General features: G+C 69.4%; 17 protein-coding genes, 1 tRNA gene and 2 pseudogenes. 11 read left to right on the top strand and 9 right to left on the bottom strand.

The annotated features are described in order from the left end of the window. Positions 1-11 precede the first annotated feature (11 nt). From AB0M92_RS36775 to AB0M92_RS36750, 6 genes are all read left to right on the top strand, one after another. Positions 12-215: a hypothetical protein gene (locus AB0M92_RS36775; protein WP_366106721.1), complete on the top strand. Its 204-nt coding sequence runs from the start codon at positions 12-14 to the stop codon at positions 213-215. A 765-nt stretch (positions 216-980) separates the two neighbouring features. Continuing rightward, complete coding sequence (locus tag AB0M92_RS36770) at positions 981-1,469, top strand: DUF4265 domain-containing protein (RefSeq protein WP_366106720.1); 489 nt, start codon at positions 981-983, stop codon at positions 1,467-1,469. 389 nt (positions 1,470-1,858) lie between these two features. Next, a complete protein-coding gene (locus AB0M92_RS36765) occupies positions 1,859-2,011 on the top strand; it encodes a hypothetical protein (protein WP_366106719.1) in 153 nt (50 codons plus the stop codon). Between the two features lie 267 nt (positions 2,012-2,278). Further along, complete coding sequence (locus AB0M92_RS36760; RefSeq protein ID WP_366106718.1) at positions 2,279-2,998, top strand: hypothetical protein; 720 nt, start codon at positions 2,279-2,281, stop codon at positions 2,996-2,998. Then, positions 2,995-3,474, top strand: coding sequence for a hypothetical protein (locus AB0M92_RS36755; RefSeq protein ID WP_366106717.1), 480 nt, complete (start codon positions 2,995-2,997; stop codon positions 3,472-3,474). Before AB0M92_RS36760 ends, AB0M92_RS36755 begins: the two co-directional genes overlap by 4 nt. Before the next feature lie 155 nt (positions 3,475-3,629). Then, positions 3,630-3,908, top strand: a complete 279-nt coding sequence (locus tag AB0M92_RS36750) for a hypothetical protein (protein ID WP_366106716.1) — start codon at positions 3,630-3,632, stop codon at positions 3,906-3,908. A 416-nt stretch (positions 3,909-4,324) separates the two neighbouring features. Here the strand turns inward: AB0M92_RS36750 and AB0M92_RS36745 are convergent, their stop codons facing one another. From AB0M92_RS36745 to AB0M92_RS36730, 4 genes and pseudogenes are all read right to left on the bottom strand, one after another. Then, complete coding sequence (locus AB0M92_RS36745; protein WP_366106715.1) at positions 4,325-4,711, bottom strand: DUF6234 family protein; 387 nt, start codon at positions 4,709-4,711, stop codon at positions 4,325-4,327. A gap of 449 nt (positions 4,712-5,160) precedes the next feature. Continuing rightward, positions 5,161-5,805: a GNAT family N-acetyltransferase gene (locus AB0M92_RS36740; RefSeq protein WP_366106714.1), complete on the bottom strand. Its 645-nt coding sequence runs from the start codon at positions 5,803-5,805 to the stop codon at positions 5,161-5,163. A gap of 122 nt (positions 5,806-5,927) precedes the next feature. Next, positions 5,928-6,414: pseudogene (locus tag AB0M92_RS36735) on the bottom strand (IS5 family transposase); the annotation flags it as partial. Positions 6,415-6,443: 29 nt separating this feature from the next. Next, on the bottom strand, positions 6,444-6,779 hold the full coding sequence (locus AB0M92_RS36730) for a hypothetical protein (protein WP_366106713.1): 336 nt from the start codon (positions 6,777-6,779) through the stop codon (positions 6,444-6,446). Between the two features lie 218 nt (positions 6,780-6,997). Here AB0M92_RS36730 and AB0M92_RS36725 point away from each other — a divergent pair, with 218 nt between their 5' ends. After that, complete coding sequence (locus AB0M92_RS36725) at positions 6,998-7,612, top strand: HAD-IA family hydrolase (protein ID WP_366106712.1); 615 nt, start codon at positions 6,998-7,000, stop codon at positions 7,610-7,612. Positions 7,613-7,712: 100 nt separating this feature from the next. Here AB0M92_RS36725 and AB0M92_RS36720 read toward each other — a convergent pair whose 3' ends face one another. Next, the gene (locus AB0M92_RS36720) at positions 7,713-7,853 is read right to left on the bottom strand and encodes a hypothetical protein (RefSeq protein ID WP_366106711.1); all 141 of its coding nucleotides are present in this window, start codon (positions 7,851-7,853) and stop codon (positions 7,713-7,715) included. Between the two features lie 115 nt (positions 7,854-7,968). On the opposite strand from AB0M92_RS36720, the gene AB0M92_RS36715 reads away from it, so the two are divergent. Then, complete coding sequence (locus AB0M92_RS36715) at positions 7,969-8,616, top strand: hypothetical protein (RefSeq protein ID WP_366106710.1); 648 nt, start codon at positions 7,969-7,971, stop codon at positions 8,614-8,616. Then, positions 8,613-9,200 carry a hypothetical protein gene (locus AB0M92_RS36710; RefSeq protein ID WP_366106709.1) on the top strand — a complete coding sequence of 196 codons (588 nt, stop codon included), beginning with the start codon at positions 8,613-8,615 and terminating at the stop codon, positions 9,198-9,200. The genes AB0M92_RS36715 and AB0M92_RS36710 overlap by 4 nt, the downstream gene beginning before the upstream one ends. Positions 9,201-9,204: 4 nt before the next feature. Here AB0M92_RS36710 and AB0M92_RS36705 read toward each other — a convergent pair whose 3' ends face one another. After that, positions 9,205-9,846 (bottom strand): hypothetical protein, encoded by a 642-nt coding sequence (locus AB0M92_RS36705; RefSeq protein ID WP_366106708.1) that lies wholly within the window; start codon positions 9,844-9,846, stop codon positions 9,205-9,207. A gap of 116 nt (positions 9,847-9,962) precedes the next feature. Between AB0M92_RS36705 and AB0M92_RS36700 the strand changes: the two genes are divergently transcribed. Further along, entirely contained in the window at positions 9,963-10,370 is a 408-nt protein-coding gene (locus tag AB0M92_RS36700) for a DUF5959 family protein (protein WP_366106707.1), read from the top strand. A gap of 15 nt (positions 10,371-10,385) precedes the next feature. Here the strand turns inward: AB0M92_RS36700 and AB0M92_RS36695 are convergent. Continuing rightward, positions 10,386-10,544, bottom strand: a pseudogene (locus tag AB0M92_RS36695) (ATP-binding protein); the annotation flags it as partial. 135 nt (positions 10,545-10,679) lie between these two features. After that, positions 10,680-13,205 (bottom strand): Helicase associated domain protein, encoded by a 2,526-nt coding sequence (locus tag AB0M92_RS36690; RefSeq protein ID WP_366106706.1) that lies wholly within the window; start codon positions 13,203-13,205, stop codon positions 10,680-10,682. Positions 13,206-13,352: 147 nt separating this feature from the next. Between AB0M92_RS36690 and AB0M92_RS36685 the strand changes: the two genes are divergently transcribed. Further along, entirely contained in the window at positions 13,353-13,754 is a 402-nt protein-coding gene (locus tag AB0M92_RS36685) for a hypothetical protein (RefSeq protein WP_366106705.1), read from the top strand. Positions 13,755-14,183: 429 nt separating this feature from the next. On the opposite strand, the gene AB0M92_RS36680 is transcribed toward AB0M92_RS36685, so the two are convergent. Next, positions 14,184-14,256 (bottom strand) — tRNA-Cys (locus tag AB0M92_RS36680). Positions 14,257-14,696 lie beyond the last annotated feature (440 nt).

The following is a 14,696-nucleotide window of genomic DNA, read 5'->3' as shown; positions in this document are numbered from 1 at the left end:
ACGGCTGCCGCGTGGAGACGATTCTTGCCTGGATCGCCGCCGCGGTTGACGGCCGCCCGCTGGAACTGCTGCGCACGGGGCCGTTGCCCACTTGGGCGCGGGAGTGCGAGGCGATCCTGGCCCTCCCGGCCCAAGACCTGAGCTGCGTCCTGTTCCCCGCCCGCGACGCCCTGCGGGCAAACGTTCAGCCGGCCGCGGGCAACGAGCCTGGCTGACCGCCCGGCCATCACCTCCCCGCCCCGAGCCCGGGGCGGGGACGTCGCCTGCGGCCGCGGCCCGGGGCCAGGCGCAGCGGCGACGCTGGCCTTGCCCGCTCCCGAGGGTGCTGTCGGTGGTGGGGGTGAGCATGGGGTGATGAGCGCCGAGGCGGCGCCCGCGGGCCCCCGCGCGGGTATCGGCGGGTTGTGCGAGCAGGCCCGGGACGCTCTGGAGGGATGGGCGCCCCGGCTGCTGGGTGTGCATGTGCACCGGTTGCTGTCGGGGCCAGCGGAGGTGGCGCACTTGGTGGCCACGGTGGAGGAGGCGGCCGTGCTTACGGTTCTTCCCGCGGGCGGGCCGCTGGCGCGCACCGAGCTCCACCAGGCGGCCGCCCGCGTACGCGGCTGCCGGGGAGAGGCCGGGGGTGGACGTACGGGCGGAGCTTGTCGCAGTCCGGGGAGGGTGCCGCCGCGCGGCTGTCGCTCTCGGCGTGCCGGTCCCCGTCCTCTGTGGCCTGGCTGAACTCCCGCCGGAGCGGTCGCGCGGGGGCGGGTTCTTGCCTTAGTTGTCGCGCTGCTCTGCTGGAGGTGGCGGCCGAAGGCGTTCCGTCTGCCGTGCTGAGATCGACGGCCTCGGCCTCCTCCTCACCTTCCTTCGCAGCAAGCGTGAGCAGACCCGCCGCTTCGTACGAAGGCTCGCGCTGCCCGTACCCCGCCGACGGCAGCAGTGATGGGCTCCGGCATCATGGCAGCCCATCGGAGCTGGTCAATGGGGGAGCCGTCATGCAGTTCGTTGTCCACGAGCAGCCGGTCGGACGCGCCTCGACCAACTACATCGCGCGCGCTGACCTGGCTCCCTTCGATTTGGAGGGACAGGTCGAGCAGCTCTGGCTCAAGGCGGTCGACGACGGGAGCTACGAGGTCGCCTGCATTCCTTTCTCCGCTTACGGCATCGCCCTGGGCGATGTCGTGGTGCTCAACGACGACGACTACGTCATCGAGGTGATCAGGAACTCCTGGCACCGCACGTTGCGGCTCTTGTTCACCCCTGAGCTGCCGCATACCGATCTCCAGAAGGCCACTGACGAGATCAAGACCGAACTCATCGAGGCAGACCTTCTCAGCGAGTGGAACGGCGCACGCCTCGTCGCCGTCGACCTCCCGCCCGACGCCGAACCCGCCAAACTCTTCGCCGTCATGGAGACAGCTGTCAACGCCGGCCACGCCTTCTGGGAGTGGGCTGACGCAAGGCCGTTCGTCAGGCCCGCGTAGCAGATCCGCTCTTCCCGAACTCAGCAGTACGTGACCTTAGGGCAGAGGAGTCGGGCCACGGTCAGTCCGGCGGGTCCGTCCATTGATTCACCGCCGCGCAGATAGCTGATCTACGAATTGCCGCGTGAGCTGCCACTGCTGTTGTCGTAACGATCGTGGTCGCTGCCGCTGTACCGTGAGGAGGTCCTCCGCTTCTTCCCGCTCGGCCTCGGTGACCCATGTGGCGCATCCGTCATGGCCGGTGCAGAACCCTTCGGGGTCGTAGCCGGGGCCTGAGTCCTGCCGCGGCTGGACGGCACACTGCCGCGCGGGCCCGCCGCACGGCCCGGCGGCGGGTGGCGCGTGAGCGACAGCGATCCGAACAGTAGACCGCGTCTGACCTCTGCGAGTTGTCGGCGACCGTCATCGAGCCGCATTCCGGGCAGGTCAGCAGCTCGACCATGGCGGTGTCGCCGATCGACTGGGCCTTGGCCAGCACCCTCGCGGCCGACATGATCCACTCGCTGGTCCGCCGGTCGCGATACCCCCTGCCCGGCCGGTAAGGACCGAACCCGATGATGGCGCCGAGGCCGTGACGGTCCCGCCTCCCAGGCAGACCGAGCCGGGCGGTGACGACGCTGTGCCGGGAGCCGCGTACGGCTGGACTGTGAAGGGAGTGGGCCTTCAGGCCAGACGTCCCCGCTGGGCGGAGCCACCGCACGCGGGCGCGATCCTCGACCGATTTGACCACGGTGGCCGAGGCCGGTGTCAGCCGTCTCTCCCTCTTCCGGGAGGCGGGCGTTGTCGGTGGCGGCTGACAGGGTGTGGGCATGACGGATGACGAGAGTGCCCGCATGACGCGGATCCTGGGCGGATTGCCTGCGGCCGCCCAAGATCTGCTGTTGGGGACGAATTGGGAATCTCTCCAGCACGCCTATGGCTCCGGCGAGGACATACCAGCCGCGCTGTGCTCCCTCGTGGACGAAGATCCCGAGGTACGGTCCGAGGCGTTGGCCGCGCTGGACATGGGTGTGCTGCACCAGGGCTCGCTGTACTCCGTCACCGCGCCCGCAGCCTTGTTCGTCGCCGCGATCCTCGACCCTCGCATGGCCTTCGCCGAGCACGAGGGGCACTTCCCGTGGGACGACGGCCCGCCGCGCAGCTTGCTGGCCGCCCTGCTCGTCTGGCTGGGACAAGTTGCCGAGTCGGCCGCCTATGGGGAGGACCCCGTGCGCGACCGAACCGACTGGCAATGGGCGCCCTGGCAGGACGGGACACGACGCGAGCACGACCCGGACGAGTACGCCGCACTGCACGCCTGCCGGGAGATACGCCCCGCCCCGTACGACGCCGTCGAACCGTTCCTGTCCTCTCCCGATCCTCACGTCCGAGAGGCCGCGCTCGGCGCCGCAGTGCCGCTCCTCACCGCCCCAGGGCTCTCACCGACCGGGTGCCGCAGGCCGCCACGCTGCTGCGGGCACGCCTGGGTACCGTTTCGGGGCGACGGGAGCGAGCGAGTGTGGCGCGGGCGCTCGGCGTGTGGGGCATGAACACCTCCGACCTGCTCACCGACCCCGACCCGGCTGTGCGGGTCTGCGCCGCCCTCGGGCCCGCCCAAGTCGATCGGGTACGCGCTCTCGCCGTCCTCCTCGACGCCGTTCGAGACCCGCAGACGACGGACGGTTGGTTCCCCGAGCCGCTGCCCGGGCTCGACGGGTGGTTCCGGTTCACCGTGCTGCGCTCCGCGCTCGCCCTGGCCGAAACCTTCGAAGAAGTGGCGCCGGTGGCGGTCGCTCTCGTGGCCGCGGGGGGCAGGTCGGTCGTCGACTTCGAGCGCGGGCCGATCCTGCTCAGAGCCTTTGCCGGCGACTACGACCCGGCCCGCCCGCTCTCCTGCGCCCAACGAGACCTGCTGCAGGCATTCGTGGACACCGACGAGGCGACGGGCGGCATCGGCGGGAACGTGTTGTGGTTCCGTGCAGCCGGGTTGCCCGACAACCGAGAGGGCATCGCTGCGTTGCTGTGACCTTGCCCGCCACCACACTGTGCAGCGAAGTTGTCCGCCCAGGCCATCTACGGAGCGCGGTCACAACTTGTGACTGAGCCTTGGACCTGGTTCTGACCCCTCTTCCGTGATGACTACGCCTGGAGAAGGAGACGGGGCTGAGGTTGGATGATCAGATGGAACGTATCGAGGTTGAATTGTTCACGGATCCGGGGAACGACGCGGTAGTCCGCCTTCCCCAGCGAAACCTTCCGGGTTTACTGATCCAGGGAGACTCCCTGTCGATCATCCGCACGGACGTCGCCGAAATCGCGGAGCTCTGCGACCAGGGCGATGCAGCTGAAGCCCGCGAGGCGGCGGCCCTTCTCCTCTTCAACCTCGACGAGCTGCTGGCCTGCTACACGGAAGCCCTGAAGGCGCACGACATACCGATCCCCTTCTACCAGGGCCCCTGACCTCCCGGTTGCAGCACGGCGTGCCTGCAGCACGTGCTGAACGGAACCGACGTCAGTGCAGCGCGAGACGCGGAAGGATCAGCGCGGCTGCCTCTGTGTTGCAACCCGTTGCACCACGATCCGGTACAGGGAGACAAGAGGAGGTCCCGGGGGTCACGACGTCCCGGGGCCTCCACTTTCCTGACCTCCCCGCTCAACGATGAGCCGGCCCAACCTGTCACGCCCAGTCCACGCCGACACCGAGTCCTGGCGCCGCCACCGCTGACGCCAGCGAGCGAAGGTCGCGCGCCATGCCGCGGCACCTGGCCAGGTGACCCAACCGCTGACAGCCCACGCGGCAACCAGCCGCCGGCCGGCTGCGGACGCGGGCCGTCACCCTGCAGGGTGACGGCCCGCACCGCTGCTTCGATGAGCGGCTACTTGCCATAGATCCGCTTGCTGTCACGACGTGCGGCGGATCGGACGCGCCATCGTGAGAACTCAGTGCCGAGTCCCACCATCAGCATTCCCGTGAGAGCCGCGCACATCAGAGCCTGTGCAAGACCGGTTATCACCCACCCGACCCGGACCGCCCCGTAGCTGATCGAGGCCAGACCCACCGGCCCCAGGGCCAGCACCAGCCAGAGCCGCAGTTCCGCACCCTTGACCCGGTCCCGGGCCGCCCACTGTCTGAGGCCTTCCCAGAACCAGAACGCAACAAGAGCGGCCACTTCGAGCAGTACGAGGACGACTGCCACGCCGGTGTCGACCATCCACGACAAGAGCATGTGGCCGATCTTGCGTGAACCGACCGCCGTGGTCATGAGTACAGCTACTCAGAGTGGGCAAGCAGTCGCGCGTCAGGCTGAGCTGAACACGGATCCAGGCGACGACGTGGTCGTCGGGTCTGCCCCCGCGTCACATTCCTGTGCTGCCGATCCAGGGCGAAATCGGTGACGCCCAGATCCTTCCCGCAGGCGGGCCCTCGCCTTCGGTGTGCCAGTCCCTGTTGTCCTCGATGACATTGCAGTGCCCCCTGCAGTCACCGCGCCGGGCCAAGGCTGCCCGCGCGCGTGACCTGGCCGCTGTCCCCGGGCGGCTTGTCGGTGAGCCCTCCGCGGCGGAAGCGGCCGGTTCAGCACCGACTGCGACGGTTCCCCGCCGGACATCGGCGCGGCTCCTGGCCCGCCGAACGACTACGCCGCCACCCAGCGAGCCCAGGGCACCGACGGCCGCGTCGTCATGGACCTCACCAGCGACGAGTTCCTCGTGGTCACTGACACCACCGCCCATTAGAGGTGATCTCGTTTGGTGCCGAAGCGGCAGGTCTTGGGGTCGGGCGGTTCAGTTCAGCGGGAGGGAATGTCGCCACGGGCGGCGTGGGGCGGGACAGTCGCCAGATCACGTCGATGCCAGCGTCCGCCGGGGCGGCGGGCGGTGTTACCTGTTCACGGCGGACTTCGGTGAAGCCCAGCCGGCGCGGTATGGCGCCGCTGGAGACGTTGGCCAGGTCGTGCGCGATTTTCAGGTATGCCAGGTTTGGCAGGGTGAATGCCTCAGCGATCAAGGCTGCCGTTGCCCGCGTGGCGATGCCGCGGCCAGTGGCGGCAGGGTGCAGCCAGTACCCCATGTACCAGCCCTGAGGTTCGGTTCCGCGGTAGGTGGAACACGTGCCGATGAGCGTGCCGTCCCTGGTGATGGCGTAGTTGTACGCGTCACCGGCGTCCCACTTCGCGTCGGACTTCGCGAGGAAGTCGCGGGTCTTCTGCTCGCTGTGAAGGGCGACCCACGGCATCCACGGGCGCAGGTGGTCCAGTGAGTCCTCGATCAACGTGAACAATGGCTCGAAGTCGCTCTGCCCCCGCCAGCGTCGCAGGGCAACGTCTCCGCACTCGATGGTCTGCCGCGGTCGTTCCATGACGGTCATGATCGTGCCGCGGAACGGATCACTGCAATGGGATATCGGGGGCCGGTGGGCCGTCTACCTGGAAAGACGGCGATAGCAGATCAGGGCGGCGGCGATCCCGGCGAAGGCCAGTCAAGGCCCTGGCTGTCATGGGTGTTCGCGGCGGAGATGTCGATCGAGAGGGGCAGACCGGTCCGCTCTGTGATCAAGTGGATCTTTGAGCCCTTCTTGCGGCGATCTACGGGATTCGGACCCGTCAGGTCCCCCTTTTGTCGCTCGCATGTTCGCGGAGTCGATCGCGCAGGGCGACCAGTCCAGCCTGCCCCGGGCACCGAGTTCGTCCAGGACCAGGCGGTGGAGCTTGCCCCAGACCCGGGCCCGGGTCCGCTCGGTGAAGCGGCGGTGCGCGGTCGGCCCGGACGGGCCGAAGCCCAGGGGCAGTCGGCGCCACGTGCAGCCCGTCGTGGCCACGAACACGATGGCCGCCAGCACCTGCCGGTCCCCATATCGGCGTCGGCCCCCACCCTGTGGCCGTACCGGAGGAGCAGGTACCACCCGCTGAAACAACTCCCACAACCCATCAGGGACCAGACGCTCCACCATCGCCATCACAGCAGTCAGCCTAATCATCAAGCCAGTTGAGACGATCTCTAAACCGGCCCCCGCACGGTCTTGCCGTCCACGGCGAGTGCGGGAGCGGCCGCCTCCGCCTGGCCGTACTTGGCACAGCGGGCGCGGTCCGCGAGCCAGGCGCCGATCGCCGTGTCCAGTGCGTAGCCGTCGATGCGCTGCAGGAAGCGCCGCACCGTGGCCTCGGCCAGGGCGGCAAGTCCGATGTCCGGTTCCCGGCAGGTGCCGCCGAGGCGGGTCAGCAGTTCGGGCGGGGCGGCGGCCCACTCCTGGCCACCAGGGACGCGGCCCCGGCCAGGACCCGCAGGCAGCCAGGGCCAGGACGAAGACCAGCGAGTGGCGCCGGCCCTGGGCACGGCGTGGATCGGGAACGGTCGCCGGACGGATCAGGAGCCCTGGGTCGTCAGCGGGCGACGAGGGGGCGACACAGGCGAGTTCGCCTAAGCCGACGGAGATGAGCGAGGAAGAGCTGGCAGGCACGGTCTTCCATCGTGAGGATCAGGGATTCGACACTTTATGATCACCCGCGGCCCTGCCCGCCTCTACTCAGAGGCGAACTGGCAGGATCGGGGCTATGAGCGACTCGCCTTTCGACGCTGTCCTGTGCGACTTCGACGGCGTCCTGCGTCTGTGGGATCCGGACGGGATGACCGCGCTCGATCGTGAGCTGGGAGTACCCGCGGGGACACTGGCGTCCGCGGCGTTCCGTCCGGGCCTTCTGGATCAGGCTGTCACCGGCCAGATCAGCGATGACCAGTGGCGGGAGCTGGTCACTGCAGACCTCACCGTGACCTGCGGGCCTGCTCGGGCTCAGGGCCTCGTCCACGCATGGTCCACGCTGACGGGCCGGGTCGACAAGGACGTCTTGGAGCTCCTGGCCGATGTACGCCGCCGCGTGCCGGTGGTCCTGGTCTCCAACGCCACCACACGGCTGGAAGCCGATCTCGCCGCTCTGGGCCTGGCAGATGCATTCGACGCAGTGATCAATACCGCCCGTATCGGGGTGGCCAAGCCCGACCGCCGTGTCTTCGAAGTTGCTGCACGCAGTGTGGGGGTGGACCTGCGCAGGTGCCTGTTCATCGACGACACCCCCGGTCATGTGACAGCGGCCCGGGAGACCGGCCTGACCGGGCTCCACTACCGGCAGATCGACCAGCTGCGCAGCACCCTCACATCACTGCTGGCGTGACCAGCCGACCCACCGCCACTCCTGCCCACCGGCCGTACCAACGTCGCCCCACCGTCTCCGCCACCACGCCCGCGACACCACCGCCCTGGGCATCACGTGATCAAATCGGGCACTTCGCGAGAATCACGCCGCCCTGGGCGGCCGGGTCCAGTAGCGCGGCTGAGGATCTCCCGTCGACGCGGATGCGGCGGCCGCCTTGGGCGTCGGGGGGATAGACGATCACGCTCAGTTCAGAGTCCATGCTTTCTACCCTGCGGCCGCCTGCCGACCCCGGAGTCCATATGGGCATCTGCTCCCCGCCGCTGTCCGCGGCCTGTCGCGGGGCGGACCGCAGGGGCTGGCCGTAGCGTGCGGCCATGCCCGATGCCCTGCCCGCCCCAAAACGGGCAACGCTCTTCGATGGTCTGCGCAACGGGCAGGACGTCGCTGCTGCCGCGCAGGCCGCCGGCCTCGACGCGCGGACCGTGTCCACCGCCGCCCGTGCCGACACCGCGCTCGCGCTGCTCCTGGCGGGCACCGACCCCGATGAACTCGGTGCCGCCGGCCTCATCCAGCGCGCCGAGTACCTGCGGCTTCCGGCTCTGGGCTGCACTCCTAGTCTGGCCGCGCAGATCCTGCTGGATGGGGCTGCCAAGGCCAGTCACTGGCGCCAGGAGGATCCCGTGTTTGCGAAGGCTTGCGATGCGGTCAAGGAGTTCGGGGCCGGGCGTCCGGCGCCCGCGCGCTCGCCCCTCTTGTTCTCCGGCGCCCGGTCGCGGCCGACGCCGCTCATGCAGCCGCGCGAGCACGGTTCATGGCGGCCGGCTTCCGCACCCTTATGCCGTCTACCCGCCCTTGCTGCATTTCCCTTCGGGCGGCACCAGAGTCGACAGGCTGCAATGTCAAGGCCCGGTGCCCCGGTTGGCTGGTGTTTTCGGGTATCCGGGGTGGGGCCGTGCCTAGGTGTGGCATACCGGGAGTGTGTGGGCTGCGGGGCCCGGGGCTGGAGGGTGGGGAAGCCATGAAGGTGGGGCAGGCGAGGGAACTGATCGGCCAGGCTGTGACGGACGCGGTGCGTTCGGGATTCGCGAACTGGTTCAAGACCATGGACTACGCGACGCATCCGGCTCCGCCCCCACAATTCCGGGCCGGGCGCGAGCGTGCGGGCCATGACGCCTCGCGTGTCCCCGAGGTGCCCGCGGCGCGGGTGGAATCCCGGATCACTGACGGTGAGCCGGGCATGTTCTTCACCTACAAAGCCGAGTACGGCACCGAGCCGCTGATCCAGCTGTCCGTCTCCCGCACCTGGGCCAGGCAGGTCGCCGCCACCGGCTGGGCCGTCGTGGAGGGCCTGCCGGTGGTCGACGTCCTGGAATGGGACCACAGCGTCGCACCCGCCCGCCCGGCCCGGGTACGCACCGCGCTGATCTACGCCGACTACGACGCCGGGATGCACGGCTGGCGCGCCCACGCCGACAACCAAACCTGTCGCGTCGCCTGGTCCCGTCAGGGCTCGGCATCGCTCGTCATGCCCTGGGACGAACCAGTCGGCGGCCGGCCCGGTCCGCGCCTCGGGGAGCCGGTGACAGTTGAGCGAGCGCACCAGTAGCCCGCTATAGATCCGCAATCCAGGGATGCCCCGGGTGTACGCGCTCGAGTAGCTCGGCCAGGGTCTCACGCTGAACAGGGGACATGTGTGGGACGGCCGTGTCGAAGTCTGCTTGATCTTTTCGGCGGGCGTGCTTGGCCTTGAACAGCAGGACCAGTTCGGGCGCCAGATACGGGATGCCGTCTTGGGTGTGGTGGATGATGTTGCGATAGGGCAGCCGGATCCCCTCATCCCGTCGGCAGATCCAGGTGTCGCCGTCGTGCGGTTCGCGGAACACGTCGAGCAAGTAGTTGCCAGTGGCCGGATCGCGGAGCCATGTCTGACGTACGGCGGCCAGCACCTCCGGTGTGGCGTCCTCCCAGATCCGGCCGCCGCCTGCCGCGTCGAAGACGTATCCGGAAAAGCGGTGGCGGACCTCGGGAAAGCTCGCGGCCGGAATCGCGATCTCGATGTCCCCATGTGCGCGGGTCTGTCTGCCGCGGAACAGGTCCAGCGCCCAGCCCGCGGCCACGTACCAGGGCGTGCCGATCCCGGCCAACCGCTGCGCGACCTCACTTGGGGTCCAGCAGGAAGACCACCTGGTGTGGAGGGCTTCGATCTCGTCGGGTGACAGTTCGATGCCGCCGCCGGGTAGTTGCTCGCTCACCGCAGGAATCTATCAGCGGTCTCGAAGGGAGCCCTCTGACAGTCCTGTCTGCCGAGGGGGTCAGGAATGATGCCTCTGTGCGAGGTCGACGGAGAGAGGTTGTCATGGGGGACGGGTTGGGCGAGCTGATCTATCTGGCGGATCCGCCGGGGACGAGTGGTCACGTTGTCTTTCTGCGTGTGTTGGAGCTGCCGGCTCCTGGCAGGGACTGTCTGGACTGCGAGTTCGTCGTGGAGACCGAGACGGTCAAGGGCAGTTTCCCCGTCTATGTCACGTCGGATGATCTCGATGACTGGGAAGGTGCTCTTGCGGAGCTCGCCGGGGGGCGGTTCGTGTCGTGGCTGAACTCGGGTCGGACCGTCCAGTTCAAGATCAAGCCGCTGAGCCCGGGTGTGATCGGGGTGTCGCTCCATGACGGTCCGTCGTCGCAGGTGACGGTCAGCGTGCCTCTCTTCCCTGCGGCCGGTTGGATCGATGATCAGCGGGCGCGCCTGGAGAAGGGGCGGCGAGCGTTTGCCGGCTGACCAGCCGTCCCGATGTCAGCCGGCGGCCTGCTGTTCGGCGTGGGCGCGGGTGGTGGCGAGTCGGTAGGAGTCGGTGCCGGTCTCGATGATGTTGCCGCCGAAGGTGAGGCGGTCGACGATGGCCGCGCAGAGGCGCGGGTCGGTGAACGTCTTCGTGCAGCCGGAGAAGGATTCCGCTCCCGCGCGACCACGACACCCGCCGCCGGGCAGCAGGCCCCCACGGAAGCCGCCGTCCCCGCCCACCGCCAGCAGGCCGGGCTTGCGGGGCGTACGCGCTGCCCCCCGGCTACGACGGCCGGTCTCGGGATCTCACACAGCCGACCGGGCCCAGTCGACGCCGAGTTCGGCCAGCGCCCGCAGTTGCCCGGCGTCCAGCCGGTCGCGGCGCTGGCGCTGGTTCGCGAGCCATACCCCGGTGCGGTGGACCGCCCCGGGCAGGTGTTCGACATGTTGGCGGCCGGGCAGGCCGCCGCCTTCCCGTTCGACGTACTGCGCGAGGGCCTGGATGCCGGTCTGGAAGGCCGCCGCGCCGCGCCCGGACCCTCCGGCCAGGTCGGTCGTCGCGGCCACCGTACGGGCCCGTACGACCCGGGCCGGGGTCACCCCGAGGCTGCCGAGCCGGGCCTGCTGCTCGGTGTTCAGCCGGGCCCAGTCCCGCCGTTGCGCGGCCAGCCACCGGCCGACGTCCTCGCCGTGCCGGGTCACCCCGGCGGTAACCGCGGTCAGGCGGACGCCTTCGGCCAGGAGCTGGGTGAGGTAGGCGTAGTGCCGTTGCCAGTCCACCGTCCACCCGTGGTCGTCGTCGCCCGGGTTCCAGTCCTTGTCGATCGCGGCCAGCGCCTTCGCCCGCCGCCCGGCGCGCACCGGGTCCTTCCCCAGCCCGCCCGGCCGGCGGACGTTCGTTAGCCACTGCCCGATGGGGACGTCCGGGATGACCGCGCCCCGCGGGGCCGCGAGGCTGCCGTAGACCCGGTGCCAGGCCCGTGCGGCGTCGAGGTTGGTGGCGAAGCCGGCGTCGGCGGTATCCCAGACGATCCCGAGCTCCTCCAGCTCGGCCGCCCGCTCCCCGTTCATCTGTCCGGCCCGGAACGTCCTGCTCTGGTCGGAGAGCCACCGCCCGAGCGGGTACGGGCCCTCCGTGTGGCCGTACGGCACGTCCAGGTTGCCCTCGCGCTCCCGGTACCGGAACGCGGCCTCGACGCCCCTCCTCCAGTCCTGGCGTTCGGTGTTGAACACCTGGTAGCTGATCCACTTCGCGATCAGCGCGGGGTCACGGGGCGCTGCGAACCGGAGCAGCAACCGGTGCTCCTCCTCGCCCTCCCCGGGCGCCTCACCGACGAGCCGCGACGGCGCTACGATGCGTTTCTGGGCTTCCTGAGGAAATGCAAGCATTTCCACGGAACGCTCATCATGCGCCCGAAGACCTTGCAATACCCGGATAAGAGGGCCATACGAATTCGAGGAAAGAATGTCCTCTGGGTCCTCGCCAGCGTCCAGGAATACGGGCACGATCAGCGTGGCCATCTTCCCTTCTCCGGGCTTCTGCCGCAGGGCCCGGCCGATGGCCTGGACGATGTCGACGGCGGACCCCTTGGGGTCGATCAGCGCCACGGAGTCGACGGCGCGGATGTCGACGCCCTCGCCGAGGACGCGGCAGTTGGCTAGGACGGCGCGCCCGGCCCGCCGTCCGAAGCCGGCGAGGACTTCGGCCCGGTGCTCGGCGTCGTGCTCCCCGCGCAGCCACCCCGTCCACACCTGGGCCGGGTGCCGGTCCGGGTCGACGGCGTGGAGGCGGGTGGCGACCCGGTCCAGGCCTTCGGCGAAGGCCTGCGCCTCGATGGTGCGGTGGTGGAACGTGATGGTGGTCTTCAGATCATGGGTGGCCATGGTCTCCAGCAGGGCGGTCTGCATGGCGGCCAGCCGCTCGCCCCGCAGTTCCTCGTCCCACCGCTGCGTGCCGTACAGCCGGTCCGGAGTCACCACAGGGTCCACCAGTTCGGCCACCACCACCTGATACCGCGCCAATAGCCCTTGGGAGACCGCGCTCGCCAGCGACAACTCGTACACGACAGGCCCGAACACCTTCGGGTCGTCCATCGAACACGCCAGCTCTGCAGGCAGCGCTTCGTGGCGCGGCACGTACTGCTCCCCCTTGGCCTCCGCCTTCCGCCGACGCGTCTCCTCCGCCCGGCGGTGCGCCGCCGCGGCCGCCCGGATCTCGGCCCGGGTCCGCGGCCGCTCCGCCCAGATCCTCGGTGTGGCGGTCATGTAGAGGCGGCGGCGTGCGGGGATGACTTCCTGGCGGTGCACGTCGGCCCAGGCCTTGCCCGCCGACCCGCTGGTGCGGTGCGCCTCGTCGACGACGACCAGGTCGAAGGCGTCCATGGGCAGCCCGTACTCCCCACGGTGGGCTTCGGCGATCACGCCGAGGGAGGCGTAGGTGGCGTAGACGGTGACGGGGCCCCGCCCGTGCCAGAGGGCGAGCTGTGGCGCCGATGTCGTCGTGCGGACCTGGAGCCCGTAGAGCTGGGCGTTGTCCTCCAGCGAACAGACCGCGACCGCGGGCCCGTCGTGGCCGGCGGTGCGCCATTCACGGGCGGTCTGGGTGAGGAGGTCGAGGGTGGGCAGCAGCACCAGGACCCGCCCGCCGCGGGCGAGCCGGAGCGCTGCCGCGGCGGCGATGAACGTCTTCCCGGTCCCGCACGCGGCCACGACCGTGGCCCGCAGACCCGTTTTCGGGATTCGCTTTCCCAGCGGAATATCGAGACCTCGAACGATCGCTTCCACGGCCTCTTCCTGATGCGGCCGCAGCGTGATGTCGCCGCTCTTGCTCATTCGCTGCTCCGTGGGAAAGGCCTGCCCGGAAGCAGTGGCCAGATTCTCGGGATCCTGCACAGTGCATCTCAAGCAGATGCGCACTCATGACTGTACCCGGATCCGGTAGAGTCCGGTGCTGAATCCGATCGGACAGGGGGAGTCTTCATGGAGTTCGAGGCCGGGATCCATCAGGCGAAGGCCGCCGAGGTGGAGCCACTCCTGCGCGCTTGGGCCGGTTCCGGAGTGCGGGTCTTCGAGGTGGACACCGGTGACACGGTGGAGAAGGCCGCGGTCATCTTGTCCCTCGCCGGGGTGCTGCCCACGGAGCCGCCGGCATGCGGGCAGAGCTGGGAGGCCTTTGAGGACTCGCTGTGGGAAGGCATCTTCCAGCTGAAGGAGCCCCGTGTGGCGATTGCCTTGCGTGGAAGGCACTGGACGAACCAGCCTTACGGGGCCGTGCAGATGGTGCTTGACATCCTCGAGCACGTGGTGGAGGTCCTGGGAGACGAGAAGGCGACCGTGGGCAGGCCGACGAAGCTGTGTGTCCTGCTCGCCGGCGACTGTTGACCGCCCCCGTCGGCCGGAGGAAGCGATCGGTAGGATCCGGGGAATGATCGGCACCCTGTCGAAGCCTCCCGAGCGCAAGCACATCATCGCTTCCCTGGTATTGGCCACCCTGCTGGCGGCCGGGTGGTACGGCTTTCAGCCCGTCCCTACCGACTGCGTCGTGTATCACGGGTCGTATGTTCCTCTGGAGGGGAATGGACCTACGGCGGAGCAGCTCAAGAAGCTTGAGGGACAGACCTCTGAAGCCGCGGGGTGTCCACGGAAGAGACGCTGGGAGACTTGGGGATTTTCGGTCTAACTGGCCTTGGCGCCGGAGGTGGAACCCAGCTCTGCGCATGCGACTGCGGCGGGTACTGGGCCTGAGAGAAAACCCGGACCCGCCCAACAGGCCGAAGGCCTGGACCCGGGGGTCATCTTGAGGGCGCGCGGTGGGGCGGGCCGGATTCGAACCGGCGTCATCCCCCTTGCAGGGGGGAGCGTCGACCTCTGCGCTACCTGCCCCCACCGCGCCTGTACAGCCTATGCCAGCCCTAAAGCGGCTTCTGCGTGGTGACGGGGTCGGTGCTGGCAAGCGTCTGCATGGCCCTTTTGCCCCGGTCGCCGGTTAGGCCGTGGCCGCCCCCGTGCAGGCTGGGAGGTTTCTGCCGTTGGGTTTCCAGTGCTGGATGCTTCGCTGCCGACCCCGTCAAGGGGGACCCTAAGCGGCACCACTGCTACTGGCGCCCGCGGAGCGGGCTGGTCCTGGAGGCGAAGCCGGAAGGACCCGATGGGGGAGCGGAGCAGGCCCGCCCAACGGGCCGAAGACCCGGACCCCGTGAAACGGGGTCATCCAGGCCCGCGCAGCGGGCCGTTCGGGACGGAGCGAAGCGGAGACCCGAACCGTCCGAAGCGAAGCGCAGGACTCCGGCCCGAAGGGCCGGCACTAGCACGGCGAAGCCGGGC

The sequence above is a fragment of the Streptomyces sp. NPDC051582 genome, assembly GCF_040681715.1.
In the GTDB taxonomy this organism is placed as follows: domain Bacteria; phylum Actinomycetota; class Actinomycetes; order Streptomycetales; family Streptomycetaceae; genus Streptomyces.
Note: the sequence above shows the minus strand (reverse complement) of the source record. Positions and strands in the feature narration are given on the sequence as shown.

Bases quoted from the DNA above. Each gene is read 5' to 3' on its own strand.
- AB0M92_RS36770 (WP_366106720.1), top strand. From the start codon at position 981: ATGCAGTTCGTTGTCCACGAGCAGCCGGTCGGACGCGCCTCGACCAAC.
- AB0M92_RS36760 (WP_366106718.1), top strand. From the start codon at position 2,279: ATGACGGATGACGAGAGTGCCCGCATGACGCGGATCCTGGGCGGATTG.
- AB0M92_RS36755 (WP_366106717.1), top strand. From the start codon at position 2,995: ATGAACACCTCCGACCTGCTCACCGACCCCGACCCGGCTGTGCGGGTC.
- AB0M92_RS36750 (WP_366106716.1), top strand. From the start codon at position 3,630: ATGGAACGTATCGAGGTTGAATTGTTCACGGATCCGGGGAACGACGCG.
- AB0M92_RS36745 (WP_366106715.1), bottom strand. From the start codon at position 4,711: ATGACCACGGCGGTCGGTTCACGCAAGATCGGCCACATGCTCTTGTCG.
- AB0M92_RS36740 (WP_366106714.1), bottom strand. From the start codon at position 5,805: ATGGAACGACCGCGGCAGACCATCGAGTGCGGAGACGTTGCCCTGCGA.
- AB0M92_RS36725 (WP_366106712.1), top strand. From the start codon at position 6,998: ATGAGCGACTCGCCTTTCGACGCTGTCCTGTGCGACTTCGACGGCGTC.
- AB0M92_RS36720 (WP_366106711.1), bottom strand. From the start codon at position 7,853: ATGGACTCTGAACTGAGCGTGATCGTCTATCCCCCCGACGCCCAAGGC.
- AB0M92_RS36715 (WP_366106710.1), top strand. From the start codon at position 7,969: ATGCCCGATGCCCTGCCCGCCCCAAAACGGGCAACGCTCTTCGATGGT.
- AB0M92_RS36710 (WP_366106709.1), top strand. From the start codon at position 8,613: ATGAAGGTGGGGCAGGCGAGGGAACTGATCGGCCAGGCTGTGACGGAC.
- AB0M92_RS36690 (WP_366106706.1), bottom strand. From the start codon at position 13,205: ATGAGCAAGAGCGGCGACATCACGCTGCGGCCGCATCAGGAAGAGGCC.
- AB0M92_RS36685 (WP_366106705.1), top strand. From the start codon at position 13,353: ATGGAGTTCGAGGCCGGGATCCATCAGGCGAAGGCCGCCGAGGTGGAG.